Annotated in this window: 21 protein-coding genes; 12 read left to right on the top strand and 9 right to left on the bottom strand. The window is 72.8% G+C overall.

What is annotated here, in order from left to right; all coding sequences use genetic code 11:
- Positions 1-64: 64 nt before the first annotated feature.
- From ilvD to EAO77_RS09180, 4 genes are all read right to left on the bottom strand, one after another.
- Positions 65-1,918, bottom strand: coding sequence for a dihydroxy-acid dehydratase (gene ilvD / locus EAO77_RS09195; RefSeq protein ID WP_147987537.1), 1,854 nt, complete (start codon positions 1,916-1,918; stop codon positions 65-67).
- A 160-nt stretch (positions 1,919-2,078) separates the two neighbouring features.
- A complete protein-coding gene (locus EAO77_RS09190) occupies positions 2,079-2,702 on the bottom strand; it encodes a TetR family transcriptional regulator (protein WP_147987536.1) in 624 nt (207 codons plus the stop codon).
- Complete coding sequence (locus EAO77_RS09185) at positions 2,699-3,517, bottom strand: sugar phosphate isomerase/epimerase family protein (protein WP_147987535.1); 819 nt, start codon at positions 3,515-3,517, stop codon at positions 2,699-2,701. Before EAO77_RS09185 ends, EAO77_RS09190 begins: the two co-directional genes overlap by 4 nt.
- 42 nt (positions 3,518-3,559) lie before the next feature.
- Positions 3,560-4,495: a Ppx/GppA phosphatase family protein gene (locus tag EAO77_RS09180; protein WP_147987534.1), complete on the bottom strand. Its 936-nt coding sequence runs from the start codon at positions 4,493-4,495 to the stop codon at positions 3,560-3,562.
- Between the two features lie 40 nt (positions 4,496-4,535).
- On the opposite strand from EAO77_RS09180, the gene EAO77_RS09175 reads away from it, so the two are divergent.
- Positions 4,536-5,363, top strand: coding sequence for a hypothetical protein (locus EAO77_RS09175; RefSeq protein WP_147987533.1), 828 nt, complete (start codon positions 4,536-4,538; stop codon positions 5,361-5,363).
- Between the two features lie 98 nt (positions 5,364-5,461).
- Here the strand turns inward: EAO77_RS09175 and EAO77_RS09170 are convergent, their stop codons facing one another.
- The gene (locus EAO77_RS09170; protein WP_147987532.1) at positions 5,462-7,162 is read right to left on the bottom strand and encodes a BACON domain-containing protein; all 1,701 of its coding nucleotides are present in this window, start codon (positions 7,160-7,162) and stop codon (positions 5,462-5,464) included.
- 287 nt (positions 7,163-7,449) lie between these two features.
- On the opposite strand from EAO77_RS09170, the gene radA reads away from it, so the two are divergent.
- Together radA and disA are read left to right on the top strand one after the other, a co-directional pair.
- Positions 7,450-8,844 carry a DNA repair protein RadA gene (radA, locus tag EAO77_RS09165; RefSeq protein ID WP_147987531.1) on the top strand — a complete coding sequence of 465 codons (1,395 nt, stop codon included), beginning with the start codon at positions 7,450-7,452 and terminating at the stop codon, positions 8,842-8,844.
- Positions 8,845-8,992: 148 nt separating this feature from the next.
- Positions 8,993-10,117 (top strand): DNA integrity scanning diadenylate cyclase DisA, encoded by a 1,125-nt coding sequence (gene disA / locus EAO77_RS09160; protein ID WP_147987530.1) that lies wholly within the window; start codon positions 8,993-8,995, stop codon positions 10,115-10,117.
- A gap of 122 nt (positions 10,118-10,239) precedes the next feature.
- On the opposite strand, the gene EAO77_RS09155 is transcribed toward disA, so the two are convergent.
- Positions 10,240-11,055 (bottom strand): hypothetical protein, encoded by an 816-nt coding sequence (locus EAO77_RS09155; protein WP_147987529.1) that lies wholly within the window; start codon positions 11,053-11,055, stop codon positions 10,240-10,242.
- 222 nt (positions 11,056-11,277) lie between these two features.
- Between EAO77_RS09155 and EAO77_RS09150 the strand changes: the two genes are divergently transcribed.
- The 6 genes from EAO77_RS09150 to cseC all read left to right on the top strand — a co-directional run bounded on the left by EAO77_RS09150 (position 11,278) and on the right by cseC (position 16,425).
- The gene (locus tag EAO77_RS09150) at positions 11,278-11,889 is read left to right on the top strand and encodes a phosphatase PAP2 family protein (RefSeq protein WP_147987528.1); all 612 of its coding nucleotides are present in this window, start codon (positions 11,278-11,280) and stop codon (positions 11,887-11,889) included.
- Positions 11,890-11,964: 75 nt separating this feature from the next.
- On the top strand, positions 11,965-12,894 hold the full coding sequence (locus EAO77_RS09145; protein WP_147987527.1) for an A/G-specific adenine glycosylase: 930 nt from the start codon (positions 11,965-11,967) through the stop codon (positions 12,892-12,894).
- 184 nt (positions 12,895-13,078) lie between these two features.
- Positions 13,079-13,648 (top strand): SigE family RNA polymerase sigma factor, encoded by a 570-nt coding sequence (locus EAO77_RS09140; protein ID WP_147987526.1) that lies wholly within the window; start codon positions 13,079-13,081, stop codon positions 13,646-13,648.
- Positions 13,636-14,301: a hypothetical protein gene (locus EAO77_RS09135; RefSeq protein ID WP_147987525.1), complete on the top strand. Its 666-nt coding sequence runs from the start codon at positions 13,636-13,638 to the stop codon at positions 14,299-14,301. Before EAO77_RS09140 ends, EAO77_RS09135 begins: the two co-directional genes overlap by 13 nt.
- Before the next feature lie 94 nt (positions 14,302-14,395).
- Positions 14,396-15,097: a two-component system response regulator CseB gene (gene cseB / locus EAO77_RS09130; protein ID WP_147987524.1), complete on the top strand. Its 702-nt coding sequence runs from the start codon at positions 14,396-14,398 to the stop codon at positions 15,095-15,097.
- 11 nt (positions 15,098-15,108) lie between these two features.
- The gene (gene cseC, locus EAO77_RS09125; protein ID WP_147989043.1) at positions 15,109-16,425 is read left to right on the top strand and encodes a two-component system sensor histidine kinase CseC; all 1,317 of its coding nucleotides are present in this window, start codon (positions 15,109-15,111) and stop codon (positions 16,423-16,425) included.
- Positions 16,426-16,483: 58 nt separating this feature from the next.
- Here the strand turns inward: cseC and EAO77_RS09120 are convergent, their stop codons facing one another.
- Positions 16,484-18,082, bottom strand: coding sequence for an MDR family MFS transporter (locus EAO77_RS09120; protein WP_147987523.1), 1,599 nt, complete (start codon positions 18,080-18,082; stop codon positions 16,484-16,486).
- Positions 18,083-18,195: 113 nt separating this feature from the next.
- Between EAO77_RS09120 and EAO77_RS09115 the strand changes: the two genes are divergently transcribed.
- Entirely contained in the window at positions 18,196-18,774 is a 579-nt protein-coding gene (locus EAO77_RS09115) for a TetR/AcrR family transcriptional regulator (protein WP_147987522.1), read from the top strand.
- A 50-nt stretch (positions 18,775-18,824) separates the two neighbouring features.
- Here the strand turns inward: EAO77_RS09115 and EAO77_RS09110 are convergent, their stop codons facing one another.
- Entirely contained in the window at positions 18,825-19,505 is a 681-nt protein-coding gene (locus EAO77_RS09110; protein WP_147987521.1) for a M23 family metallopeptidase, read from the bottom strand.
- 543 nt (positions 19,506-20,048) lie between these two features.
- Between EAO77_RS09110 and dacB the strand changes: the two genes are divergently transcribed.
- Entirely contained in the window at positions 20,049-21,653 is a 1,605-nt protein-coding gene (dacB, locus tag EAO77_RS09105; protein WP_147987520.1) for a D-alanyl-D-alanine carboxypeptidase/D-alanyl-D-alanine-endopeptidase, read from the top strand.
- Between the two features lie 136 nt (positions 21,654-21,789).
- On the opposite strand, the gene EAO77_RS09100 is transcribed toward dacB, so the two are convergent.
- Positions 21,790-24,315 (bottom strand): ATP-dependent Clp protease ATP-binding subunit, encoded by a 2,526-nt coding sequence (locus EAO77_RS09100; RefSeq protein ID WP_147987519.1) that lies wholly within the window; start codon positions 24,313-24,315, stop codon positions 21,790-21,792.
- 431 nt (positions 24,316-24,746) lie between these two features.
- Here EAO77_RS09100 and EAO77_RS09090 point away from each other — a divergent pair.
- Positions 24,747-25,137: SCO3374 family protein (locus EAO77_RS09090; RefSeq protein WP_222723649.1), on the top strand; the 391-nt coding region annotated here is incomplete at its 3' end.

Genomic DNA, 25,137 nt, shown 5'->3' with positions numbered 1-25,137 from the left:
GACACGCGTCGGCCCCGCCCGCGCGCCGTGGGGCGCGGGCGGGGCCGGCGGTCGTGCGGGGCGGTCAGCCCAGACGCGAGACGTCGCGCACCGCGCCCTTGTCCGCGCTGGTCGCCATCGCCGCGTAGGCGCGCAGCGCCGCGGAGACCTTGCGTTCGCGGTTCCTGGGGGCGTACGCGCCGTTCAGGGCCTCGCGCCGGGATGCCAGGGTGGCGTCGTCCACGAGCAGGTCGATGGAGCGGGCCGGGATGTCGATGCGGATCCGGTCGCCGTCCTCGACGAGCGCGATCGTGCCGCCGGACGCCGCCTCCGGGGAGGCGTGGCCGATCGACAGACCCGAGGTGCCGCCGGAGAACCGGCCGTCCGTCACCAGCGCGCAGGTCTTGCCGAGACCGCGGCCCTTGAGGAAGGAGGTCGGGTAGAGCATCTCCTGCATGCCGGGGCCGCCCTTGGGGCCCTCGTAGCGGATGACGACGACGTCGCCGTGGGTGATCTGCTTGTTGAGGATCTTCTCGACGGCCTCTTCCTGCGACTCGCAGACCACGGCCGGGCCCTCGAAGGTCCAGATCGACTCGTCGACGCCGGCCGTCTTCACCACGCAGCCGTCGACGGCGAGGTTGCCGCGGAGCACCGCGAGGCCGCCGTCCTTCGAGTACGCGTGGGCCGCGTCCCGGATGCAGCCGCCGGCCGCGTCGACGTCGAGGGCGTCCCAGCGTTCGGACTGGGAGAAGGCCTCGGCGGAGCGCACGCAGCCGGGGGCCGCGTGGAACAGCTCGACGGCCTCCTCCGACGGGGAGCCGCCGCGGACGTCCCAGGTGCCCAGCCACTCCTTGACGGAGCGGGAGTGGACGGCGTGGACGTCCTCGTTGAGCAGCCCGGCGCGGTACAGCTCGCCCAGGATCGCGGGGATGCCGCCGGCGCGGTGCACGTCCTCCATGTAGTACGTGCCGCGCGGCGCGACGTTGGGGGCGACCTTGGCCAGGCAGGGCACCCGGCGCGACACGGTGTCCATGTCGCTCAGGCCGTAGTCGAGCTCGGCCTCCTGGGCGGCGGCGAGCAGGTGGAGGATCGTGTTGGTGGAGCCGCCCATGGCGATGTCGAGGGCCATGGCGTTCTCGAACGCCGCGCGGGTGGCGATGTTGCGCGGCAGGACGGAGGCGTCGTCCTCGTCGTAGTAGCGGCGGGTGATGTCGACGACCGTCCGGGCGGCGTTCTCGTAGAGCGCGCGGCGGGCGGTGTGGGTGGCGAGGACGGAGCCGTTGCCCGGCAGGGAGAGGCCGATGGCCTCGGTCAGGCAGTTCATCGAGTTGGCGGTGAACATGCCGGAGCACGATCCGCAGGTGGGACAGGCGTTCTCCTCGATACGGAGGATGTCCTCGTCGGAGACCTTGTCGTTGACGGCCTCGGAGATCGCGTCGACCAGGTCGAGGGTGCGGACGGTGCCGTCGACGAGGGTGGCCCGGCCGGACTCCATGGGGCCGCCGGAGACGAACACCGCGGGGATGTTCAGGCGCAGGGCCGCCATCAGCATGCCGGGGGTGATCTTGTCGCAGTTGGAGATGCAGATCAGGGCGTCGGCGCAGTGCGCCTCGACCATGTACTCCACGCTGTCCGCGATCAGGTCGCGCGAGGGCAGGCTGTAGAGCATGCCGCCGTGGCCCATGGCGATGCCGTCGTCGACGGCGATCGTGTTGAACTCGCGGGCGATGCCGCCGGCGGCGGTGATGGCCTCGGAGACGATCCGGCCCACCGGCTGGAGGTGGGTGTGGCCGGGGACGAACTCGGTGAACGAGTTGGCCACGGCGATGATCGGCTTCCGCCCGATGTCGGCACCCGGTACACCGGAGGCCCGCATCAGGGCGCGTGCGCCCGCCATGTTGCGGCCGTGGGTGACAGTGCGGGACCTCAGCTCGGGCATCGTCGCTCGCTCCTCGTGACGGGTGTACCTGCATCGAGCGTACGCCGCCACTCCAAGATCTGGACAGCGCGTCCGGAATGCGGGACGACCGGCTCAGTCCTCGGTCGCGCCCCCGGGCGGATCCGGCTCGGTCCCCGGCAGGCCCGGAGGCCGGCCCGGCTCAGTCCCGGGCCGGCCCCGGCTCGGTGAGATAGCGCTGGAGGGTCGGCGCCACCATCCGCACGATCTCCTCGGGGTCCGCCGACGCCAGCGGCTCGACCTTCAGCACGTAGCGCAGCATGGCGATCCCGACCATGTGGGACGCCGCGAGTTCGGCCCGGAACCGGGCGTCCGGCACGTCCAGTTCGGCCGCCACCCGCTCCAGCAGCCGGCGCACCACGAAGGTGCGCATCACCTTCGCCGCCCCCTCGTGGGTGAGCGCCGAGCGGATGACCGCGAGCATCGGGGCCCGGCTGACCGGGTTCTCCCAGACCGCGATGAAGTAGCGGGCCAGCCGCTCGCCGATGCCCTCCGGCGAGGGTCCGAGGATCGTCGGGACGACGAGCGCGGGCTCGAAGGAGATCTCGATGGAGGCCGCGAAGACGTCGTCCTTGGTGCCGAAGTAGTGGTGGACGAGCGCGGAGTCCACACCGGCCGCCCGCGCGATGCCGCGCATGGTCGTCCGGTCGTAGCCCCGCTCGGCGAACTCCGCCCGTGCGGCCTCGAGGATCCGCTCCCGCGCGCCGGGCCCCTCGCCCGCCGCCTTCCGGGCGGGCCGGCCGCGCCGCCTGGGCTCCTCGGTCATGAGATGCGGGACGCGGAGGCCAGATGCAGCCGGGTGAAGGCCAGCGCCTCGGCGAGGTCCGCCTCGCGCTCGGCGGCCGACATCGCGCGCCGGGTGTTGACCTCGATGACGACATGGCCGTCGAAACCGGTGCGCGCCAGCCGCTCCAGCAGCTCCGCGCAGGGCTGGTCGCCCCGGCCGGGGACCAGGTGCTCGTCCTTGGCCGAGCCCTTGCCGTCGGCGAGGTGGACATGGGCGAGCCGGTCCCCCATGCGGTCGACCATGGCCATGGTGTCGGTCCGCGAGGTCGCGGTGTGCGAGAGGTCGACCGTGAAGTGACGGTAGTCGTCCTTGGTGACGTCCCAGTCGGGTGCGTACGCGAGCATCTCGCGGTCCCGGTAGCGCCACGGGTACATGTTCTCCACCGCGAAGCGGACGTCGGTCTCGTCCGCCATCCGCCAGATGCCCCGCACGAAATCGCGGCCGTACTGGCGCTGCCAGCGGAACGGCGGGTGCACGACGACCGTCGACGCGCCGAGCTTCTCGGCCGCGGCCTGCGCCCGCTGGAGCTTGACCCAGGGGTCGGTGGACCAGACGCGCTGGGTGATCAGCAGGCAGGGCGCGTGGACGGCGTGGACGGGGACCTGGTGGTAGTCGGAGAGCCTGCGGAGGGCCTCGATGTCCTGACTGACCGGATCCGTCCAGACCATGACCTCGACGCCGTCGTAGCCGAGGCGCGCGGCGACCTCGAAGGCCGTCGCCGTGGACTCCGGGTAGACGGAGGCCGTCGACAGGACGACCTTCGCGTCCGGGATGCGCACCACTGGTTCTGCCACGAGGGACAGCCTAAAGGGACGAACTCGTCGGTAGGGAGCGTGCTACCCGTCGGCCGGCAGGTGATCGAGCCGGCGCAGGATGACGCCCTCGCGCAGCGCCCAGGGGCAGATCTCCAGCCGTTCGGCGCCGAAGAGGTCCATCGCGGCCTCCGCCACCAGGGCTCCTGCCAGCAGTTGTCCGGCCCGGCCCGGGGAGACGCCGGGCAGCTCGGCGCGGTCGGCGACGGTCATGGTGGCGAGCCGCGGCACCCACTCGGCGAGTGACGAACGACTCAGATCGCGCTGCACGTACACGCCCTCGGCGGTCCGCGCGGCGCCGGCTATGCGGGCGAGCTGCTTGAACGTCTTGGAGGTGGCGACGATGTGGTCCGGCCTGCCGAGTCTGCTGAACTGTCCGACGGTCCGGGCGATCTCGGCGCGGACGTAGCGGCGCAGGGCCTTCACGTCCTGGGGGTCCGGCGGGTCGCCGGGCAGGCGGCTGGCGGTCAGCCGTCCCGCGCCCAGCGGAAGGGAGACGGCGACGGCGGGGTCCTCGTCCATGCCGTACGCGATCTCCAGGGAGCCGCCGCCGATGTCGAGGACGAGCAGCTTGCCCGCGGACCAGCCGAACCAGCGGCGGACCGCGAGGAAGGTGAGCCGGGCCTCGTCCCCGCCCGAGAGCACGGTGAGGTCGACCCCGGTCTCGGCCTTCACCGTGGCCAGCACGTGGTCGGCGTTGCCCGCCTCGCGGACGGCGGACGTGGCGAAGGAGAGGACCTCCTCGCACCCCTGGTCCTCGGCGGCCTGGAGGGCCTCGCCGATGGTCTTGGCCAGCAGACCGATGCCCTCGGGGCCGATGTTGCCCTCCGCGTCGAGCAGCTCGGCGAGACGCAGCTCCGCCTTGTGGGAGTGCGCGGGCAGCGGGCGCGCCCCGGGGTGGGCGTCCACCGCCAGCAGGTGCACCGTGTTCGAACCGACGTCGAGGACTCCGAGTCTCATGGACGGAACGCTACTGCGGTCTCGCGCATACGCTGGAGCTGTGCCAAAGACGAAAAAGGCGAAGCCGGGCAAAGCCGCTCCCGTGCAGCAGACCGAGCAGGACGAGAAGGGCCTGGACTTCCCCCGGGCCTGGGTGGAGTTCCCCGATCCCGCGGACGACGAACAGGTCTTCCGCTGCGATCTGACGTGGCTGACCTCACGCTGGACCTGCATCTTCGGCAGCGGCTGCCAGGGGATCCAGGCGGGGCGCGCGGACGACGGCTGCTGCACGCTGGGGGCGCACTTCTCCGACGAGGACGACGAGCGGCGCGTCGCCGGCCATGTGGCGCGCCTGACGCCGGAGCTGTGGCAGTTCCACGGCGAGGGCACCCGCACCGGCTGGGTGGAGGAGGACGAGGACGGGGAGCGCCAGACGCGCCGCTGGGAGGGCTCGTGCATCTTCCAGAACCGTCCGGGCTTCGCGGGCGGCGCGGGCTGCTCGCTGCACATCCTGGCGCTGCGGGAGGGCCGGGAGCCGCTGGAGACCAAACCGGACGTGTGCTGGCAGCTGCCGGTGCGGCGGACGTACGACTGGATCGACCGGCCGGACGACACCCGGGTGCTGCAGATCTCGATCGGTGAGTACGACCGCAGGGGCTGGGGTTCGGGCGGGCACGACCTGCACTGGTGGTGCACCTCGGCGACCTCGGCGCACGGCGCGGGCGAGCCGGTCTATGTGACGTACCGGCCGGAGCTGACCGAGCTGATGGGCAAGGAGGCGTACGACGTGCTGGTGGAGCTGTGCGAGGCCCGGCTGGCGTCGTCGCTGCCACTGGTCGCGCCGCACCCGGCCGATCCAGGCCGGCGGACGGAGCCGGGGGCGCGCTGAGCGGGCGGGCGGCACGGGCCGGGCGGGCCGCGCCCGCCCGGCCCGCCGTAAGTCCCGGGCGGCCCCGGCCGGGGCGTCTGACGGGCGCACGGTGCCGTTCAGCCGGACGGCGGCGGGGTGTCCGGGCCGGGCGGCGGATCGGAGGCGGGCGGCGGATCGGACGACGGCGGCGGGCCCGTCGGGTCGGGCCCGGGTGATGTCGGCGGCTCGCTGGTCGGGGGCGGCGTCGTCGGATCCGGTCCGGGGGACGTCGGCGGCGGACTCGACGGCGGAGACGTCGGATCCGGGCGGCTGGGCACCGCCGGACGGGACACCGTGCCGTGCTCCCCGCGCCCCCGGATGGCGACGAGCGCGCCGGAGGGGTCGACCCCGACCTGGGCACGCCAGTAGCCGGCCGGCTCGCGGGCGGTGTCGACGGTGACCTGGAGAGTGATCGTTTCGCCGGGTTCGAGCGTGCCGGAGGAACGGGAGATCCGGAGCCAGGAGGCGTCCGTCCAGAGCGACCAGGTGACCGGCGAACCGCCCCACGCCGTGAGCGTGATCAGCGTCGTGTCCCCGCCCGGCCGCGCCGCGACGGTGATCCTGCCGGGCCCGGCGCCGGACGCGGACGGGGGCGCCGGAGGGCCGGTGCTGATCACCTCGACCGAGACGTCCGGGGCGTGGCGGTCGGCCGTGAACCGGGGGTCCGGCCGGGCGCTGGCGTTGCCCGCGTTCTCGTAGTGGCCGTAGCGGCCGCCCCCGGAGCCGTCCTCGGCGCTCACGGCGGGCCCGCGCTCGGCCTCCCCCGTCAGGGGGGCGCCCCGGTAGGCCGCCCACAGGGCGAGGACCGGGGCCGCGACGACCGTGGCGACGACGGTCGTGGTCACCGCCCGGGCCCGCAGCCGGTCGCGCCGCGCGGCGTGGTCCTTCGGGTCCAGCGGGAAGCCGCCGGGGCCGAACCGCAGCGCGCCCGTCCGGGCGCGCGGCACCCGGTGCATGGCCAGATAGGCGGCGGAACGCGGGGCCTTCAGGATCGGCAGCGCCTCGGGGACCAACTCCGCGCCCGGCCACGGGCCCGCCGCGCCGGCCCGCTCCGCGGCCCGGCGGCACCGGGGGCAGTCGTCGACATGGCGCACGAGCTCCCGCCGCAGGGCGGCGGAGAGCACGACGCGGCTGTCGCCGGTGAGCCGGGCGACCGAGGGACAGCTGCCGCGCTCCACCACGGCGAGGGCCGCCCTGGTCCGCTCCACCTCGCAGGCGGCCGCGGCCAGCAGCTCGCGCGCGGCGGCCGGGCCGAGGCCGAGCACCGAGGCGACGCCGGCGTGGCCGAGGCCGTGGCGGACGGACAGTTCGAGGGCCTCGCGCTGCTCGGGGGTGGTGCCGGCCGCCTCCGGCCAGGCCAGCAGAGCCAGTTCGGCGCGACGCCGCCCGTCCGTGTCCGCGGCCCGCCCGCCGTCCCGGGGCCCGTCGGTGCCCGAGGTCTCGGCCGGGCGGCCGGTGTGCGCGCCGGGGCGCCTGCGGCGCTGTTCGGCCAGTCGGCGCAGACAGGCCCACCGGGCGAGCGCGTACAGCCACGCCTTGCGGGCGGGCTCCTCGGAGGGGCAGCGGGTGCGCTGGCGTTCGGCGACGGCGAGGACGTCGCCGAGCACCGCCGTCGCCGCGTCGTGGTCGCACAGGACGGAGAGGCAGTAGGTGAACAGGCCGTCGAGGTACGGCTCGTAGCGTGCGGGAGGCCGCTCGGAGGCCGAACGGGACTGGCGGCGGTGCGCCCGGTGTGCGCCGGTGGTGTGGGTAGGAGGTTCCAGCCTGCTGCTCGTCACTCCGCGACCGTAGGGGCAGTGACGCACCCTGTTCGCACCGCTTGAAAGCTTTTAACCCCTACGGGTGAACAGTTCCCCCGAAGGGGGACAGGAAGGACAGATTCGGCGCTGCTTCCGATCATGGTCCGTCCGATCGCCGGACGTCCACGCCGGCCACCCGGCTCGCCCGCGCTCCCCGCGCCCGCGCACGCGCCCGTTTCCGCCTCCCGCCGCCGCGCCGCCGGCCGGGCCGGGGGCGGGGGCGGGCGCCCGGCAGGACTGTCAGCGGTCACCGCTACGGTTTGCGCATGGCTGCCCGTACGAAAACCGCGAAGGACCGGCCGTCCTACCGCTGCACCGAATGCGGCTGGACGACCGCGAAGTGGCTCGGCCGCTGCCCCGAGTGCCAGGCCTGGGGCACGGTCGAGGAGTACGGCGCACCCGCCGTCCGCACCACGGCGGCCGGCCGGGTCTCCACCGCCGCCCTGCCCATCGGCCAGGTCGACGGCCGCCAGGCGGCCGCCCGCACCACCGGGGTCGACGAGCTCGACCGCGTCCTCGGCGGCGGCCTGGTGCCGGGCGCCGTGGTTTTGCTCGCCGGGGAGCCCGGTGTCGGCAAGTCGACCCTGCTCCTGGACGTGGCGGCCAAGGCCGCGAGCGAGGAGCACCGCACCCTGTACGTGACGGGCGAGGAGTCGGCGAGCCAGGTCCGGCTGCGCGCCGACCGGATCAACGCCCTGAACGACCACCTCTACCTCGCCGCCGAGACGGATCTCTCCGCGGTCCTCGGACATCTCGACGCGGTCAAGCCCTCGTTGCTCGTCCTCGACTCCGTGCAGACGGTGGCGTCCCCCGAGATCGACGGCGCGCCCGGCGGCATGGCCCAGGTCCGCGAGGTCGCCGGCGCGCTGATCCGCGCCTCCAAGGAGCGGGGCATGTCGACCCTGCTGGTCGGCCATGTGACCAAGGACGGCGCCATCGCCGGCCCCCGCCTGCTGGAGCACCTCGTCGACGTCGTGCTCCACTTCGAGGGCGACCGGCACGCCAGGCTGCGTCTGGTCCGCGGCGTGAAGAACCGCTACGGCGCGACCGACGAGGTCGGCTGCTTCGAACTGCACGACGAGGGCATCACCGGCCTCACCGACCCCTCCGGCCTCTTCCTCACCCGGCGCGACGCGCCGGTCCCGGGCACCTGCCTCACCGTCACCCTCGAAGGCCGGCGGCCGCTCGTCGCCGAGGTGCAGGCCCTCACCGTCGACTCCCAGATCCCCTCCCCCCGGCGGACCACCTCGGGGCTGGAGACCTCGCGGGTGTCGATGATGCTCGCCGTGCTGGAGCAGCGCGGGCGGATCTCGGCGCTCGGCAAGCGCGACATCTACAGCGCGACGGTGGGCGGCGTGAAGCTCTCCGAGCCCGCCGCCGACCTGGCGATCGCCCTCGCCCTCGCCTCCGCCGCCAGCGACACGCCCCTGCCGCAGAATCTGGTGGCGATCGGCGAGGTGGGCCTCGCGGGCGAGGTCAGGCGGGTCACCGGGGTCCAGCGGCGGCTGTCGGAGGCGCACCGGCTGGGCTTCACCCATGCGCTGGTCCCCTCCGACCCGGGCAGGATCCCCGCGGGGATGCGGGTGACGGAGGTGGCCGACATGGGCGACGCGCTGCGGGTGCTGCCCCGCGGCCGGAGGAAGGCTCCCGAGGAGGCGTAGCCGGTCCGCGGGCCTCTCGTCCGGCCCTCTGCGGGTCCGCCCGCCCCGGTCCGGACGAAAGGCCCTGGACGTACTCCCCACGGGACGCCGGGGCTCGCCGGTAGACTTTGCCCTGGTCTCGCCCACCCGTACGAGCCGGAGGAGTGCAGTGGCAGCCAAGGACGGGGCAGCAGCACCCGGAAAGTCCGGCCAAGGCACGGGCAACGAAGCGCAGATCCGTGCCGCTCTGAGCGCGGTCGCCCCGGGCACCGCCCTGCGCGACGGCCTGGAGCGCATCCTGAGGGGGAACACCGGAGGGCTGATCGTCCTCGGCCTGGACAAGACCGTCGACTCCATGTGCACCGGCGGCTTCGTGCTCGACGTGGAGTTCACCGCGACCAGGCTGCGCGAGCTGTGCAAGCTGGACGGCGCGCTCATCCTCGACAAGGACATCTCCAAGATCCACCGGGCCGGCGTGCAGCTGGTCCCGGACGCGTCCATCCCGACCGAGGAGACCGGCACCCGCCACCGCACAGCGGACCGGGTCTCCCGGCAGTGCGGTTTCCCCGTCGTGTCGGTCTCGCAGTCGATGCGGCTGATCGCGCTGTACGTGGACGGTGAGCGCCGGGTCCTGGAGGAGTCCGCCGCGATCCTGTCCCGCGCCAACCAGGCGCTGGCCACCCTGGAGCGCTACAAGCTCCGGCTCGACGAGGTCGCCGGCACGCTCTCGGCGCTGGAGATCGAGGACCTGGTCACCGTCCGCGACGTCACCGCGGTCGCGCAGCGGCTGGAGATGGTGCGCCGGATCGCCACGGAGATCGCCGAGTACGTGGTGGAGCTGGGCACCGACGGCCGGCTGCTCTCCCTCCAGCTCGACGAGTTGATCGCGGGTGTCGAGCCGGAACGCGAGCTGGTGGTCCGCGACTACGTGCCCGAGCCGACGGCGAAGCGGTCGCGCACCGTGCACGAGGCGCTGGCCGAGCTGGACGCGCTGAGCCACACCGAGCTGCTCGAACTGCCCGTGGTGGCGAGGGCCCTGGGCTACAGCGGCTCCCCGGAGACGCTGGACTCCGCGGTGTCACCGCGCGGCTACCGCCTGCTGGCGAAGGTGCCGCGGCTGCCGGGGGCGATCATCGAGCGCCTCGTCGAGCACTTCGGCGGACTGCAGAAGCTGCTGGCCGCCAGTGTCGACGACCTCCAGGCCGTGGACGGAGTGGGCGAGGCCCGGGCACGCAGCGTGCGCGAGGGCCTGTCCCGGCTCGCCGAGTCCTCCATCCTGGAGCGGTACGTCTGATCCACCCGCGCGGCGCCCGGCGGCGCCGCTCGTGCCGGAGGGGCACCCGGAACCGTCCGGGTGCCCCTCCGGCACGAGCGGCGCGCGTGCACCGGCCCGTTCTGCTCCAGGCGTGCGCAGGGTCAGTCCTGCTCCAGGCGGAAGGACGCGGGCAGCACCTTCACGCCGGGGAAGGCGGCCTCCACCAGGTACGTGCCGGGCCCGGCACGGCCCGGCGAGGGCGTCGCGCACTGCGCGACGCTGCGCTCCCGGTCCCATGCGACGGTGTGGGTGATCGTGCCGTTCGCCGGGACGCGCAGCAGCAGCGGCGGCGCCGTGCGCGGGCAGTCGCGGGAGGACCAGACGTCCTCGTCCTCGCTGTCGGTCACCGTGAGCACGGCCGCCTTCGGACCGAAGTCCGCCTTGCAGTCGCCGGCCGAGGAGTTGGAGACCACCAGCTGGAACGACGGCTTCTCCCCCGCCTCGTAGGAGACCTTGGTGGTGCGCAGGGTCAACGTCAAAGCGCCGGGAGTGCAGTTGGGGAGCGGGGAGCCGGCCGGGACCTGCCGGCCGGGGCTGCCGCCGGACGCGCCGCCCGTGCCCGCGCCGTCACCGCCGGCGGAGGTGCCGCCGCCGGGCCCGTCCGTCGCGCCGGGGCTCGCACCGCTCTCGCCGGATCCCGCGGACCCGCCGCCGGTGCTGCCGGTGTCGTCCGACTCGTCGCGTCCGCCCGGCTGTTGGCTGATCGCGGGGCCGGACTGGTCCGGACCCGGCGTGATCGTGGGCGCGGGCGTGGGGCCCTTGCCGTCGGCCCGGTCCTCGTTGCCGCCGTCGCCGCCGGAGGTGAAGGCCCAGACGATCAGCACGGCGAGCAGCGCGACGAACGACGCCGCTACAGCCCTCCGTCGCCAGTAGATGGAGGAGGGAAGCGGCCCGATCGGATTGCGCAGAGATCCCACGTACCGAACTCTACGAGAGATCGTGGCCAACTCCCGCCCCACCCGCCGCCGGAGCGAGAAGTTCTGCCGATCATCGCACCGTCGATGATCGGAGCGGCGCGCCGTGCCGGCACAGGTCGCCGTCCGTGGCCCGGCTCCCCGCGACCCCCCACCTTCGTCGGGGGTCACCGTGGCCGATCGCCCAGGGTGACCGGATCCCCCGAGCAGGTACGGTCCGTGACCATGGACAGCAGCCTGACCCGCGATCTCTACCGCGACATCACCGACTTCGCCCACACCACGCCCTCGTGGTTCCAGCACCTCGCAGAACTCTGGACGGAGGCGGGGCTGTTGCTCTTCGGCGTCCTGTACGTCGTCGCCTGGTGGCGCGCGCGGACCGGATCCACCCGCTCCATAGCGCTCGCCGTGCTCGCACCCCTCGCCACCGCGGCCGGGTACGTGGTCAGCGAGTCGCTGAAGTCGGTCGTGGACGAGGAGCGTCCCTGCCGCACGGTCACCGAGGCGGTCGCCTCGCTGGCGACGTGCCCGCCGCACGGCGACTGGTCCTTCCCCAGCAACCACTCGGCCATCGCCGGGGCCGCGGCCGTCGCCCTGGCCGTGGCGTGGCCGCGGATCGGGTGGCTGACGCTGCCGATGGCCGTGCTGATGGCGTTCTCCCGGGTCTTCGTCGGGGTCCACTACCCCCATGACGTGATGGCCGGCCTGGTCCTCGGCGCGCTCGTCGCCGCCGGCTGCGTCCTGGCGCTCCGCAGGCCCGCCGAAGCGGTGCTGGGGACGATGCGCACCAGCCGCACGGGCGTCGTCGTCTGGTTCGCGGGCCCCGGACGCGTCTGATCGGCCGGTCCGGCACCGCCCGGGCGGCCGGTATGCGGCGTCCGCCACCCGGGTCGTGCCAGGATCGTCAGTGCCATGACTGCCACTCACGCATCCCAGACGTCCCCCTCCACCGACCCCGCCGCTCTCCATCTGCCGGTGATCGCCTGGTTCGAGCAGAACGCCCGCGATCTGCCCTGGCGCCGTCCCGAAGCCGGTGCCTGGGGCGTGATGGTCAGCGAGTTCATGCTCCAGCAGACCCCGGTCAACCGGGTGCTGCCCGTGTACGAGCAGTGGCTGGCCCGCTGGCCCCGGCCCGCCGACCTGGCGGCAGAGGCGCCGGGCGAGGCCGTCCGCGCCTGGGGCCGGCTCGGCTACCCGCGCCGGGCGCTGCGTCTGCACGGCGCCGCGCAGGCGATAGCGGAACGGCACGGCGGCGAGGTGCCGAGCGACCACGCCCAGCTGCTCGCCCTGCCGGGCATCGGCGAGTACACCGCGGCCGCGGTGGCCTCGTTCGCCTACGGGCAGCGGCACGCGGTGCTCGACACCAACGTGCGCCGGGTGTTCGCCCGTGCGGCCACCGGCGTCCAGTACCCGCCGAACGCGACCACCGCCGCGGAGCGCCGGCTCGCGCGGGCGCTGCTCCCCGAGGAGGAGGGGACGGCGGCCCGCTGGGCGGCCGCGTCAATGGAGCTGGGCGCGCTGGTGTGCACGGCGCGCAACGAGTCGTGCGGGCGCTGCCCGATCGCGACGCAGTGCGCCTGGCGGCTGGCGGGCAAGCCGGCGCACGACGGTCCGGCCCGCCGCGGCCAGACCTACGCGGGCACCGACCGGCAGGTGCGCGGGCGGCTGCTGGCCGTCCTGCGCGACGCGCCGACCCCGGTGCCGCAGTCCGCGCTGGACGCCGTCTGGCCCGACCCGGTGCAGCGCGGGCGCGCGCTGGACGGGCTGGTGTCGGACGGGCTGGTCGAGCCGCTGGACGGCGGGCGCTACCGGCTGCCGGCCGGCCGGCCGGTCGGCGAGTAGGACGCCCCGCCGCAGCCGAACACAGCTGCCTACCCCGCCTCCACCCCCGGTGAAACCTCCGCTGTTACACAACCGATGGACGGCCGTGCGCCCTCCGACGGCCGGCACGCACAGTGCCGTGACACGCCCTTCGTAGCTTCGTATCCGCAAGGACACGGGGATTCACGGGGTGGAGGCGGTCGGCATGGCGCACGGCGAGGTGCTCGAGTTCGAGGAGTACGTACGGACGCGGCAGGAGGCCCTGCTGCGCAGTGCGCGCCGGCTGGTGCCCGACCCCGTCGAGGCGCAGGACCTCCTCCAGACCGCGCTGGTGCGCACCTACGGGCGCTGGGACGGCATCGCGGACAAGTCGCTCGCGGACGCCTACCTGCGCCGCGTGATGATCAATACGCGGACCGAGTGGTGGCGCGCCCGCCGTCTGGAGGAGGTGCCGACCGAGCAGCTCCCGGAGGCCGCCGTGGAGGACGGCACCGAGCAGCACGCCGACCGGGCGCTGCTGATCGAGGCGCTGAAGGTGCTCGCCCCCAAGCAGCGCAGTGTCGTCGTGCTGCGTCACTGGGAGCAGATGAGCACCGAGGAGACCGCTGCCGCGCTGGGGATGTCGGCGGGTACGGTGAAGAGCACGCTGCACCGGGCGCTCGCGAAGCTCCGTCAGGAGCTCCGCTCACGGGACCTGGACGGCCGCGCCGCGGAGCGCGCCGGGACGCGGCGTACCCACCACGGCGAACGGGAGCGGGAGCGGTGCGCGGCCTGACAGGCACGGACGGCGGCAGGGGCAGGGCGGGCGGTACGGCGGCGGCCGGACTGGTCGCCCTCGCGCTGCTGGGCGCGGGCTGCTCGACCGGCGGCTCGGGGCTCCAGGACGAGGGGGCGGCTCCCTCCGAGGCGGCCGCGAAGGCGACGCCTTCCCCGGCGCCGTCGGGATCGGCGGGGCATTTCACCGGGAGCGTCGACGCGGTGGACCTGCTCCGCAAGGACCCGAAGGTCAGCGCCCGGGTCAAGGCGGATCTGCGGCCGTGCGGCCCCGATTCCTACCCCGTGGACACCTCGTACGGCGTCCTCACGGGCGGGTCGGTCCCGGACGTGGTGGTGAACGTGATGACCTGCGGCGACGCCGTCGGCATGGGCACCTACGTCTACCGGGGCACGGGCGGCTCGTACGAGAACGTCTTCGCCGTCGAGGAGCCCGCGGTGTACGCGGCCATCGACCGGGGCGACCTGGTGGTGACCAAGCAGGTGTACGCCAAGGCCGACCCGGTGGACGACCCGTCCGGTGAGGAGATCACCACCTACCGCTGGTCGGCCGGGAAGTTCGCCCGGCAGTACTGGGTGCGCAACGAGTACAGCCGGGCCGTCGGGGAGGGCGAGGTCGTGGCCTCCGAGGCCCCCGCCCCGGACGGCGGCTGACGCACCGGGCGCCGGCGGGCCGCGCGCCCGGCGACGACCGCACGACCCCATGGACCGCCGGCCCCGGTGCCGGCCGAGAACGGAAAGCTGACGGATGGCCGAGACCCATGTCCTGTTCGTCGAGGACGACGACGTGATCCGCGAGGCCACCCAGCTCGCCCTGGAGCGGGTCGGTTTCCAGGTCACCGCGGTGCCCGACGGGCTGGCGGGCCTGGAGGCGTTCCGGGCGGACCGGCCCGACATCGCCCTGCTCGACGTGATGGTGCCCGGCCTCGACGGTGTGAGCCTGTGCCGCAGGATCCGCGACGAGTCGACCGTTCCCGTCATCATGCTGTCGGCCCGTGCCGACTCCATCGACGTGGTGCTCGGCCTGGAGGCCGGTGCGGACGACTACGTGACCAAGCCGTTCGACGGTGCCGTGCTGGTGGCCCGGATCCGTGCGGTGCTGCGGCGGTTCGGCCACGCGGGCGGCGCGGCCGGCGGCCCGGCGGACGGCGGGCGGGAGCAGGGCGGCGCGCTCGTCTTCGGCGACGTGGAGATCGACACCGAGGGCATGGAGGTCCGCCGGGGCGGCGCGCCGGTGGCGCTGACCCCGACCGAGATGCGGCTGCTGCTGGAGTTCTCGGGCGCACCGGGCACCGTGCTCTCGCGCGACAAGCTGCTGGAGCGCGTCTGGGACTACGGCTGGGGCGGTGACACCCGCGTCGTCGACGTCCATGTGCAGCGGCTGCGCACCAAGATCGGCCAGGACCGGATCGAGACCGTCCGCGGCTTCGGCTACAAACTCCGGGCATGAGCGCGGCGGCCGTGAGACGTCCCGCGCTGCGGACCGGTGTCCGCTGGAAGATCAGCGTCGCGATCGCCGCCGTCGGCGCGCTCATCGCGATGGCGCTCAGCCTGGTGGTGCACAACGCCGCCCGGGTCTCCATGCTCGACAACGCGCGCGATGTGCAGATGGACCGGATCCTGCTCGCCCAGCGCTGGTACGAGACCTCCAAGAACCGCGACCCGCGCTTCAACAGCAAGCTCAACGACCCCGCTCTCCCGGCGGAACTCCAGCGGCTGGTGCGCGACAACCGGCGCGGCAGCTACGTCGAGGACCGCGGCGGCACGCCCGAGATCTGGGCGGCCGTGCCCCTGGCGGACGGCGACGTGCTCTCGCTGCACACCGAGTTCACCGGGCGCAGCGCCACCGTGATGAAGGACCTCGACCGGGCGCTGATCATCGGCTCGGTGGCGGTCGTCTTCGGCGGATCGGCGCTCGGCGTGCTGATCGGCGGCCAGCTCTCGCGCCGGCTGCGCAAGGCGGCGGCGGCCGCCCGCAACGTGGCCCGCGGCAACACCGAGGTCCGGGTCAGGGAAGCCGTCGGCGGTGTCGTGCGGGACGAGACCGATGATCTGGCCCGTGCGGTGGACGCCCTGACCGACGCCCTCCAGGCGAGGATCGACGCCGAGCGCCGGGTCACCGCGGACATCGCGCACGAGCTGCGCACCCCGGTGACCGGGCTGCTGACCGCGGCCGAGCTGCTGCCGCCCGGCCGCCCCAGCGAGCTGGTGCGGGACCGGGCGCAGGCCATGCGCACGCTCGTCGAGGACGTGCTGGAGGTGGCCCGGCTGGACAGCGCGTCGGAGCGGGCCGAGCTCCAGGAGATCCAGCTCGGGGAGTTCGTGGGGCGGCGGGTGCGGTCGCTGCACCCGGACGCGGTGGTCCAGATCGTCCACGAGTCATGGGTCAGCACCGATCCGCGCCGGCTGGAGCGCATCCTCGGCAATCTCCTGACCAACGCCGTGAAGTACGGCAGGGGGCCCGTCGAGGTCACGGTCGAGGGGCGGGTCGTGCGGGTCCGGGACCACGGGCCCGGCTTTCCCGAGGACCTGCTGCGAGAGGGGCCGAGCCGGTTCCGTACGGGGGCGAGCGACCGGGCCGGCACGGGCCACGGGCTGGGGCTGACGATCGCCGCGGGCCAGGCGCGCGTCCTCGGGGCGCGGCTGACCTTCCGCAACGCCGCTCCCGGCGGCGCGACCCCGCTCGGGGCGTCCGGCGGGGCGATCGCGGTGCTGTGGCTTCCCGAGCACGCGCCCACCACGACCGGCAGCTTCCCGATCCTCCAACTGGACGACTGAACGCGAGCGGCCCGGGCCTCCGGCGGGAGACCCGGGCCTGCGGGTGCGCTTCGGCGGCTCAGACCGGCTCGGTGACCTTGCCGGGGGCCGGGCCGGCGGCGGGGGCCTCCGGGGCCGCGGGACCGGCGCCGCGCAGCGGCACCTCCGTCACGAAGAAGGAGGCCACGAGCGCGACGACCGCCACCGATCCGCCGACCAGGAAGGCGGCGTGGGTGCCCGAGGAGACGGCGAACTCGTACGCCTCCCGCAGGGCGTCGGGCAGCTTGGCGAGGCTCGCCGCGTCCAGCTGGGCGGACCCGGCGGTCGCCTCCGCCCCGCCGCGGGCGGTCATCTCGTCCTGCACCCGCGAGGTGAAGAGCGCGCCCATGACGGCGACGCCGAAGGAACTGCCGAGCGTACGGAAGAGGGTGGCGGCCGACGAGGCGACGCCCATGTCCTTCATCTCGACGCTGTTCTGCGCCACCAGCATGGTGATCTGCATCAGGAAGCCCATGCCGGCGCCGAGGACGGCCATGTACACGCCCGAGGTGACCCGCGAGGTGCCGGTGTCCATGGTGGCCAGCAGGAACAGGCCGGCGATCATCAGGGCGCTGCCCGCGATGGGGAAGAGCCGGTACCTGCCGGTGCTGGTGGTGATCCGGCCGGCGATCATCGAGACCACGAGCATGGCCCCCAGCATCGGCAGCAGGAGCAGCCCGGAGTTGGTGGCGGACGCGCCCTGCACCGACTGCTGGAACAGCGGCAGGAAGAGCACGGCGCCGAACATCACGAAGCCGGTGAAGAAGCCGATCACGGCCATCAGCGAGAAGTTGCGGCTGCGGAAGATGTGCAGCGGCATGATCGGCTCGGCGGCCCGCGCCTCGACGAAGAGGAAGCCGACGAGCGAGGCGATGCCGATGGCCGCCAGCTCCATGATCACGGCCGAGGTCCAGGCGTACTCGGTGCCGCCCCAGGTGGTGACGAGGACGACGGCGGTGATGCCGACGGTGAGCAGCGCGGCGCCCAGGTAGTCGATCCGGGCGGTGCTGCGGGGCTTCCTCGGCAGATGGAGCACGGTGCTGACCATGGCCAGCGCGACGGCGCCGAGCGGCAGGTTGATGTAGAAGCTCCAGCGCCAGCCGAGGTGGTCGGTGATGGTGCCGCCGACCAGCGGGCCGCCGATCATGGCGACGGCCATGATGCCGGCCATCATGCCCTGGTACCGCCCGCGCTCACGGGGTGGCACCAGGTCGCCGATGATCGCCATGACGCCGACCATCAGGCCGCCGGCGCCGAGGCCCTGGACCGCCCGGAAGCCGATGAGCTGGCCCATGTCCTGGGCCATGCCGCTGGTCACCGAGCCGATCAGGAAGATGACGATCGACAGGAGGAAGACGCCCTTGCGCCCGTAGAGGTCGCCGAGCTTGCCCCAGATCGGGGTGGAGGCGGCCGTCGCCAGGGTGTACGAGGTGACCACCCAGGACAGATGTTCCAGTCCGCCGAGCTCGCCGACGATGGTGGGCATCGCGGTGCCCACGATCATGTTGTCGAGCATGGCGAGGAGCATGGCGATCATCAGCGCGAACATCACCGTCCGCACGCTGCGCTGCGGCCTTCCGCCGTCCCCTCCGCCGCTTTCGGCGGCCCCCGCCGCCCGGTCCTGTGCCGTCTCGGCCATGGTCCCCGCTCCCCCTCCTACTTACTTGACGCCCGGCTAGTTACTACACTGGGGAACGTAGACCCCCAACTAGCCGGGCGTCAAGTAAGTACACGCGGAGCGGAGACAGCACCATGGGCACCACACGGCAGCCGCGCCGGGGCGACACCCGGCAGCGCATCCAGGACGTGGCCCTGGAGCTGTTCGGCGAACAGGGGTACGAGAAGACGTCGCTGCGCGAGATCGCCGAGGCCCTCGACGTCACCAAGGCCGCCCTGTACTACCACTTCAGGACCAAGGAAGACATCCTGATCAGCCTCTTCCGGGACCTCACCCGCCCGATGGACGAGCTGCTGGTCTGGGGCCGGGAGCAGCCGCGCACCCTGGAGACGAAGAAGGAGGTGCTGCGGCGCTACTACGACGCCCTGAACGCGGCGGCGCCCCTGTTCCGCTTCATGCAGGAGAACCAGGCGACGATGCGCGAGCTGAGCATCGGCGAGAGCTTCAAGGACCGCATGCTCGCGATGCTCGCGCTGTTCCAGGAATCCGACGCCGAGATGGTGGACCAGGTCCGCTGCATCTCGGCGCTCTTCACGCTGCACGCCTCGATGTACGCCCTGAAAGACGTCGAGGGCGCTCCCGAGGAGAAGCGTGAAGCCGTCCTCGAGGTCGCCCTCGGTCTGATCACCCAGGCGCATCACGCCCGGGACTGACCACCGGGCCCCCCGGCGGGGGCCTCGCGGTGGCCGGTGGGTGCCGCTCGTCAGATGGTGACGCCGACGGCGCGCAGGAAGTTGGCCGGGTTGAGCGCGGAGCCGTAGTTCGGGGTCGTACGGATCTCGAAGTGCAGGTGCGGGCCGGACGAGTTGCCGGTGTTGCCGGACTTGGCTATGAGCTGGCCGGTCTTGACCTTCGAGCCGATGGAGACGTTGATCTTCGACAGGTGCGCGTACTGCGAGTACTTGCCGTTGGCGTGCTTGATCACGACGGCGTTGCCGTACGCGGGGCCGTCGCCGCCGCCGTTCGGGCCGGCCTTGACGACGGTGCCGGCGTGCGCGGCCTTCACCGGGGTGCCGACCGGCACGGCGAAGTCCTGGCCGGAGTGCTTGTGGGACCACATGGAGCCGCCCTGGGCGAAGCTCGCGGTCAGCGTGTACTTGTTGACCGGCTTGACCCACGAGGAGGCCTTCTTCGCGGCCTTCTTCTTCGCGGACGCCTTGGCGGCGATCGACTTCTTCGCGGCGGCCGCCTGGGCGTCCGCCTGAGCGGCGACGGCGGAGGCCGCGTCCACGGCGGCCGGCTTGGCCGCCTTGCCCGCATCCGCGGAGGCGACACCCGCACCGGCTCCGACGACCATCACGGCGCCCATTCCGGCGGCCACGACAGCCCCACGGGTGCGCAGGACGGACGGACGGAAACGGTGGATCATGGCGCGCTTCGACATACGGGAGAACCTCCGGGCATGAATGGACCCGGCGTGCTCGCCGGGCTGGCTCCACATTGGTAACCCGCCCACCCAAGTCGCCTCAAATACCCCATCTACGACATCGGGTCGTAGCCGGAGCCCTGGGAATCAGACCCTTGACGCCTGCGCGGGTCTCCGGAATCCCTTCCGGAACAAGGCCGACATGTCCTGATGCGATCGGGTTTACGCCCACGTCCGGGCCCGGCCACCGGGGATTCCGCGCCAACGGCGACCCCCCGGGACGCCCCAGGGTCGAAGGTCCCGCCCCGCAACCATGTGGCCCCGGTCACCCCCGCGGAACGGCACTATTCCGTCTAGTAGGTCCGATTTGCCCTGTGCGCCTTGTCACGGGGGAGGGGCCGCCAAGGGCCCGCGAAGGTGACCGGGGCCACGCCCGGAACCCCCCGCGAACCACACAAGAACCGCCCGCGATGCGGCATTTGGGGGTGACCGGGGCCACATGGAACGCCCCGTGCGAGGCGTTCTTCCGGCGGACCTCCGCTTACGGGATGCTCCGGTGCCATGAGCAGACCCGTGAATCCCGAGTCCCGCCGCACCGCACCGCGCCGACGCGCCTGGATCCCGGCCCTCGCCACGGCCCTCGCCTGCACCCTCACCTGGAGCTCCCCCGCCGGCGCAGGCCCCTCCGACACCGGCCTGAAGGGCGCGATCGACACGATCCTCACGGACACCCGCCTCGACGGCGGAGCCGTGAGCGTCGTCGTCGCCGACGCCGCGACCGGGGAGCGCCTCTACCGGCGCGACGCCGGCGACCGGCTCATGCCCGCCTCCAACGCCAAGCTCGCCACCTCCGTCGCCGCCATGGCCCTGCTCGGCCCCGACCACCGCTGGACGACCGACGTCCTGACCAGCGGACGCCGCCACGGAGCCACCCTGGCCGGCGATCTCCATCTGCGCGGCTCCGGGGACCCCACCACCCTCGCAGCCGACTACGACCGGCTCGCCGCCGAGGTGGCGGCCACCGGCATCAGGCGGATCACCGGCCGCCTGACCGCCGACGACACGGCCTTCGACGCCGTACGCCTGGGCCGCTCATGGGCCGCCGACGACGAGTCCGCGTACTACTCGGCGCCCGTCTCCGCGCTCACCCTGGCCCCCGACACCGACTACGACGCGGGCACGGTCGTGGTCGAGGTGACCCCCGGCGCCGGCCCCGGGGACCGCCCGTCCGTGCGGATGACCCCTCCGAACAGCCATGTGCGCCTGGAGGTCGGCGCGACCACCGTGGCGAAGGACGACCCCGCCGGCCTCGTCGTCGAACGCCGTCACGGCACCGGGACGATCACGGTCGGCGGCGGCATCCCCGCCGGGTCCGCCACCGTCAAGGAGTGGATCGCCGTCCAGGACCCGACCGCCTACGCCGCCTCGGTGTTCGCCGACGCGCTCCGGGCCCACGGCGTCCGGGTACCGGAGGGTCCCCTTCCCGTGCGGGCCGCGCCGCCCGGCGCCCGGGTGGTCGCCACCCACCGGTCCATGCCGCTCACCGAGCTGATGCACCCCTTCATGAAGCTTTCGAACAACATGCACGCCGAGGCCCTCACCAAGACCATCGGCCGCACCGTCTCGGGGGCGGGGACCTGGCAGGCGGGCCTGGCCGCGATCCGCGCGCACCTGGACGCGCGGGGCGTCGCCACCCAGGGTCTGCGCCAGGCGGACGGCTCGGGGCTCTCCCGGATGAACCTCTTCCCCGCCGAGGCCCTGACCACCCTGCTGCTCTCGGTGCGCGACGAACCCTGGTACGCCGACTGGCACGACTCCCTGCCGGTCGCATGCGCCCCCGACCGGGCCGTCGGCGGCACGCTGCGCTCACGGATGTGCTCGACGCCCGCGGCGCTCAACGCCCGGGCCAAGACCGGCTCGCTCACCGGGGCCTCCGCGCTGTCGGGCTACGTCACCGACGCGGCGGGCCGGGAGCTGGTCTACAGCGTGGTCCTCAACGACTACCTGGCCTCCTCGGTGAAGAGCGTCGAGGACGCCGTGGTCGTCACCCTGGCGTCCTCGGACACGGCCGGCGGGACGATTCGGCAGGCCGCCCCCTCCCGGGGCCGCACGACGGAGCCCGACGCCTCGCTCGAATGCTCCTGGCACCGGCCCAGCCGCTGCTGACGGCGTCTGCCGTGCCGCCGGCCGCGGCCGGCGGCACGGCAGGGCAGGGCAGGGCAGGGCACACGAAAGGGCCGGGCCCCGGATCCTCTCGGATCCGGGGCCCGGCCCTTTCGTCAGGCGGCCCGACGGGCCGTCGTCACGCGTCCTTCGACAGGTTGGGACCGGTGCCACCGGCCGCCTGCTCGATCGGCGGGACGTCCGGCAGCGCGGACTTCTCCTCGCCGCGGAAGGTGAACTTCTTCTCCTCGCCCTCGCCCTCGGTGTCGACGACCACGATGTGACCGGGGCGCAGCTCGCCGAAGAGGATCTTCTCCGACAGGATGTCCTCGATCTCGCGCTGGATCGTCCGGCGCAGCGGCCGGGCGCCCAGCACGGGGTCGTAGCCCTTCTTGGCGAGCAGCGACTTGGCCGTGGAGCTGAGCTCGAGGCCCATGTCCCGGTCCTTCAGCCGCTCGTCCACCTTGGCGACCATGAGGTCGACGATCTGGATGATGTCGTCCTCGGTGAGCTGGTGGAAGACGACGGTGTCGTCGACACGGTTGAGGAACTCGGGCCGGAAGTGCTGCTTCAGCTCTTCGTTGACCTTCGCCTTCATCCGCTCGTAGCCCGTCTTGACGTCGCCCTGGGCGGCGAAGCCCAGGTTGAAGCCCTTGGAGATGTCCCGGGTCCCGAGGTTGGTCGTCATGATGATGACCGTGTTCTTGAAGTCCACGACGCGGCCCTGGGAGTCGGTCAGACGACCGTCCTCCAGGATCTGCAGAAGGGAATTGAAGATATCGGGGTGGGCCTTCTCGACCTCGTCGAAGAGGACGACCGAGAACGGCTTCCGGCGCACCTTCTCGGTGAGCTGGCCGCCCTCTTCGTAACCCACGTATCCGGGCGGGGAACCGAAGAGACGGGAAACCGTGTGCTTCTCGCTGAACTCCGACATGTCGAGCGAGATCAGCGCGTCCTCGTCGCCGAAGAGGAATTCGGCGAGCGTCTTGGAGAGCTCCGTCTTACCGACACCGGACGGACCGGCGAAGATGAACGAGCCACCGGGGCGCTTCGGGTCCTTCAGGCCGGCCCGCGTACGGCGGATCGCCTGCGAGAGGGCCTTGATGGCGTCCTTCTGCCCGATGACGCGCTTGTGGAGCTCGTCCTCCATGCGCAGCAGACGCGAGGACTCCTCCTCGGTCAGCTTGAAGACCGGGATGCCGGTGGCGGTCGCGAGGACCTCGGCGATCAGCTCGCCGTCGACCTCGGCGACGACGTCCATGTCGCCGGCCTTCCACTCCTTCTCCCGCTTGGCCTTCGCCGCCAGCAGCTGCTTCTCCTTGTCGCGCAGGGAGGCTGCCTTCTCGAAGTCCTGGGAGTCGATCGCGGACTCCTTGTCCCGGCGCACACCGGCGATCTTCTCGTCGAACTCGCGCAGGTCCGGCGGCGCGGTCATCCGGCGGATGCGCATCCGGGAGCCGGCCTCGTCGATCAGGTCGATCGCCTTGTCCGGCAGGAAGCGGTCCGAGATGTACCGGTCGGCCAGGGTGGCGGCCTGGACCAGCGCCTCGTCGGTGATCGAGACCCGGTGGTGGGCCTCGTACCGGTCGCGCAGGCCCTTGAGGATCTCGATGGTGTGCGGCAGCGACGGCTCCGCGACCTGGATGGGCTGGAAGCGGCGCTCCAGCGCGGCGTCCTTCTCCAGGTGCTTGCGGTACTCGTCGAGCGTGGTGGCACCGATGGTCTGGAGCTCACCGCGGGCGAGCATCGGCTTCAGGATCGACGCGGCGTCGATCGCGCCCTCGGCGGCGCCCGCACCCACGAGGGTGTGGAGCTCGTCGATGAACAGGATGATGTCGCCGCGGGTGCGGATCTCCTTGAGGACCTTCTTCAGGCGCTCCTCGAAGTCACCGCGGTACCGGGAGCCGGCCACCAGCGCGCCGAGGTCGAGGGTGTAGAGGTGCTTGTCCTTGAGGGTCTCGGGCACCTCGCCCTTGACGATGGCCTGCGCCAGGCCCTCGACGACCGCCGTCTTGCCGACGCCGGGCTCGCCGATGAGCACGGGGTTGTTCTTGGTACGGCGGGACAGCACCTGCATGACCCGCTCGATCTCCTTCTCGCGCCCGATGACCGGGTCGAGCTTGGACTCACGAGCGGCCTGGGTGAGGTTCCGGCCGAACTGGTCGAGGACGAGGGAGGTCGAGGGCGTGCCCTCGGCCGGGCCGCCTGCCGTGGCGGCCTCCTTGCCCTGGTATCCGGAGAGCAGCTGGATCACCTGCTGCCGCACCCGGTTGAGATCGGCGCCCAGCTTCACGAGGACCTGGGCCGCGACGCCCTCGCCCTCGCGGATCAGGCCGAGCAGGATGTGCTCGGTGCCGATGTAGTTGTGGCCCAGCTGAAGAGCCTCGCGGAGCGACAGCTCCAGGACCTTCTTGGCACGGGGCGTGAAGGGGATGTGCCCGGACGGGGCCTGCTGGCCCTGGCCGATGATCTCCTCCACCTGCTGGCGGACCGCCTCGAGCGAAATCCCGAGGCTCTCCAGGGCCTTAGCGGCGACACCCTCACCCTCGTGGATAAGGCCCAGGAGGATGTGCTCGGTGCCGATGTAGTTGTGGTTGAGCATCCGGGCTTCTTCCTGAGCCAGGACGACAACCCGCCGCGCGCGGTCGGTGAACCTCTCGAACATCGTTAATCGCTCCTCAGAGCGGTCAGGCAGTAAGGGGTCGGTCCCCTCCCTGTCCTTCCGCAGCTTAGTCCCGCAAGCGGGGACCGCTCATTCCAACTGCCGACACCCGTCTGTGGCCTCCTGACCCCTGAACGCCGACAACTGCTCCAACCCGATGGTGCGAGACGATGTTCCCGCAGGCCAGGCAGTTACCCCCGTCACCAGTACGCCGATGGCGAACGTGAGACGGTCCTGCGAGCGTGTCGCCCCTCCCCACTAGGAATGTCTTACCCGTAATCACTGACAGTCCATGCGGCGCACACCCCTCCCCTCAGCTACGGGCGAACAACCTTGCGCCGTCGCGCGCGCCCGTGGCGCCCCCTGTTCGACACCGTGTGCGACGATCCGCGCACTTTTCGTAACCGATGAGGGCGGCGGGACGTTCCCCGGGCATGGTCTTCACGGTTCCGCATCCCCGTCCGCCCGCCGACGACGGCATCGGGCACTGGTACCGGACGTCGCTCGGCTGGACGGTCGCCGACGGCTCACCCGTGGCGCTGGCGACGGGGATCCACTTCGACGTGCTGGAGATGCCGGCGGCGGCCGGCTCGGCGCTGCTGCGCCGGGCGGCCGCCGGTCCCGTCGCGCTCCAGGGCGGCAGGATGCGGCTGCTGGTCGCGGCGGGGAGCGCCGAGGAACTGCCCGGCCTGCTCGACTGGCTGGAGTGGGGCGGTGTGGCCCTGGACCTGACGGCCGCAGGCGCCGGCGGGCGGATGACCGCCCCGGTGCCTGCGGCCGTCAGGTCCAGGGCCACACCGCCCCACTCCAGCCAGTCGAGCAGGC

This window comes from Streptomyces sp. T39 (assembly GCF_008042045.1).
GTDB lineage: Bacteria > Actinomycetota > Actinomycetes > Streptomycetales > Streptomycetaceae > Streptomyces.
The sequence above is the reverse complement of the archived record's forward strand: the minus strand, read 5'-3'. Positions and strand labels throughout refer to the sequence as shown.